This window comes from uncultured Leptotrichia sp. (assembly GCF_938036635.1).
GTDB lineage: Bacteria > Fusobacteriota > Fusobacteriia > Fusobacteriales > Leptotrichiaceae > Leptotrichia > Leptotrichia hongkongensis.
Genome location: NZ_CALHQO010000548.1, coordinates 1 through 3,200, shown reverse-complemented (window position 1 = coordinate 3,200; position 3,200 = coordinate 1). Strand labels below are relative to the sequence as shown.

Annotated in this window: 2 protein-coding genes; both read right to left on the bottom strand. The window is 35.3% G+C overall.

Annotation, left to right across the window (positions count from 1 at the left end; translation table 11 throughout):
- A partial coding sequence (uvrA, locus tag Q0370_RS11095; protein WP_299575702.1) for an excinuclease ABC subunit UvrA occupies nt 1-2,815 on the bottom strand: 2,815 nt, incomplete at its 3' end.
- 18 nt (nt 2,816-2,833) lie between these two features.
- A partial coding sequence (locus Q0370_RS11090; protein ID WP_299575700.1) for a DUF2716 domain-containing protein occupies nt 2,834-3,200 on the bottom strand: 367 nt, incomplete at its 5' end.

Here is a 3,200-nt window from a genome sequence, read left to right as displayed (position 1 = left end):
TTTTCAAAAATTTTGCTGTATGTGATTTTCGAGATTTTATTATTTCCTCTGGAGTGCCTTGTGCAATAATTTGTCCGCCTTTATGCCCTCCTTCAGGACCTATATCTATTATATAGTCAGCATATTTTATAACATCAAGGTTATGCTCGATTACAAGCACTGTATTCCCCTTTTCTACAAGTCGATTTAATACTTCCAGCAGTTTTCTGATATCTTCAAAATGAAGTCCTGTTGTAGGCTCATCAAGTACGTAAATTGTGTTACCACGTGAAATTTTAGAAAGTTCTGTGGCAAGTTTTATTCTTTGAGCTTCTCCTCCAGAAAGAGTTGTAGCAGGCTGTCCCAGCTGAATATAGTTCATTCCCACGTCAATCAATGTCTGTAATTTTCTCTCAAGCGTCGGAATATTCTTGAAAAATTCGTATGCTTCCTCAACCGTCATATCCAGCACATCTGAGATACTTTTTCCCTTGTAATGCACTTCCAGCGTTTCCCTGTTATAACGTTTTCCCTTACAAACTTCACATTCCACATAAACATCAGGCAAGAAATTCATCTCGATTTTATTAATTCCAGCACCACCACAGGCTTCACATCGTCCACCTTTTACATTGAACGAAAATCTTCCTTTACTGTATCCTCTTACTTTCGCATCATTTGTCTGAGCGAATAAATCTCTTATATCATCGAATATTTTCGTATAAGTTGCAGTATTTGAACGAGGAGTTCTTCCAATCGGCGATTGATTTATGTCAATTACCTTTTCTAAATGCTCAAGTCCTTCTATTCCGCCATTTTCCAGCGGATATAATTTTCCTTTATTAAGTCTATTGTGAAGTTCTGGATAAAGTGTCTGATTTATCAATGTAGATTTTCCACTTCCAGAAACTCCTGTAACTACAGTAAATACTTCTAGTGGAATGTGTACTGTAACATTTTTCAGATTATTTCCCTTCGCATTTTTCAAAACAATTTCTTTAGTGGCCTTTCTTCTCTTTTCAGGTACTTCTATTTTTATTTTTCCATTCAAATATTGTGCAGTCAATGATTTTTTATTTTTCATAACTTGTTTCGGAGTACCTTCTGCAACGACTTCTCCACCGTTAATTCCAGCTCCTGGCCCTATGTCAATCAGATAATCAGCCTCTCTCATTGTATCCTCATCATGCTCAACGACAATCAGGCTATTCCCAATGTCACGTAAATCCTTCAATGTTGCAAGCAATTTATCATTATCCCTCTGATGAAGTCCAATGCTTGGCTCATCCAGCACATAAATTACACCTGTAAGCCTACTTCCAATCTGAGTTGCCAGTCTTATTCTCTGCGATTCTCCACCAGATAGGGTTTTTGTCATTCTGGCAAGACTCAAATAGTCAAGTCCCACATTTATCATAAATTTCAGTCGTTCTTTTATCTCTTTCAGTATTTCAGAGGCAATTTGCATCTGCTTTTCAGTAAGTGTAATATTTTCATAAAATTTCAGTGCATCAACAACACTTACTTCTGTCAAGTCAATAATGTTCTTATCATTTATAGTTATCGCTAGAACAACATCTTTCAGCCTTTTCCCTTTACAAGTTTTGCAAGTCTTCTCTGTCATATATTTTGCTTCCATTTCTTCCTTTGCCGATTCTGAAGCAGTTTCTCTATATCGACGTTCAATACCATTCACAATTCCCTCAAATTCTCTATTTCCATTATAACTAAAACTATCCCCGCTCCAAGAAAACTTAAACTTCTTGTTACTTCCATAAAAAATTATATCCTTCTCTTTTCGAGTCAATTCAGACACTTTTTTATCCAAGTCGATTTTATGAGCTTTTGCCATTGCCGTGAATAAATCCCAGTTCCACCCCTTTTTCGTAGTCGCTCCTGGAAAAACAATTCCACCTTCATTAATTGATAAATTTTCATCTACAATTAATTTATTTTCATCCACTTCCAGCCGTGAACCAAGCCCATTACAAACTTCACAGGCTCCATAAGGTGCATTAAACGAAAACAGTCTTGGCACAACATCTGGAAAAATCACATCAGGATGATTTGGGCAGGAAAAATTTTCACTATATTTGTTATCTTCTCCATTCACATTTGCAATAATTTTCCCATTCGAAAGCTCACTCGCCGTTTCAATGGCTTCTGTAATTCTGCTTAAAAATTCCTTGTCATCTTTTTTTACAACAAGTCTATCTACAACAACTTCAATATTATGTCTTTTATTCTTATCTAAGTCAATTGTATCATTTAAATCCAAAATATCTCCATTTACTCGAACTCTTTGAAATCCTTTTTTCTGCAAATTCAAGAACAAATTTTTATGAGTCCCCTTTTTATCAATAACAACAGGCGATAACACTATCAATTTGTCCTTTTCATTCCGTCCATTCACAAGATTATCCACAATTTCCTGAATTGACTGCTTTTCAACCTTCTGATGACAAATTGGACAATGTGCCTCTCCAATATGTGCCCATAAAAGCCTCATATAATCATAAATTTCCGTAGTTGTCCCAACAGTTGAACGTGGATTCTTAGAAACACTTTTCTGCTCAATCGAAATCGCAGGCGAAAGCCCCTCAATGCTATCCAATTCAGGCTTCTGCATTTGACCAATAAACATTCTCGCATAAGCAGACAAACTCTCCACATACCTTCTTTGCCCTTCCGAATAAATCGTATCAAATGCAAGCGAAGATTTCCCACTCCCTGAAACTCCTGTAATTACCACAAGTTCATTCTTAGGAATCTCAATATCAATATTCTTCAAATTATGCTCTCTTGCTCCAATAATTTTTATCTTGTTGTCTTTCATTTTCTTCAATGTTCCTCTCTAATTTTTCTCCTCAATTAACTTAAATCCCTCTAAATCAGCTTTTTTAAATTCTTCAATCAATTTTTTTCCATATATCCAAACCTTTTGTTGCCAAGGATGTCCTAAATATCCAAAATGAAAATCAACATCTATAAAAAAATAATAATCTCCATTTGGACAATATGTTGGAAAATATGCAGTATACCCGCCACCCCAGTAGCGTTCATCTTTAACTTCTATAATTTTAGGCTCATCTTTAATACGAGGATTATATCTGAAACAAGAATGTTGCCAATCCAATGCATACAATTCCTCATTTTCCTTAGTACATTTTAAAAAGATTTCCGTTATTTTATCCCGAACTTCTTTTTTAAATCCCCAAACT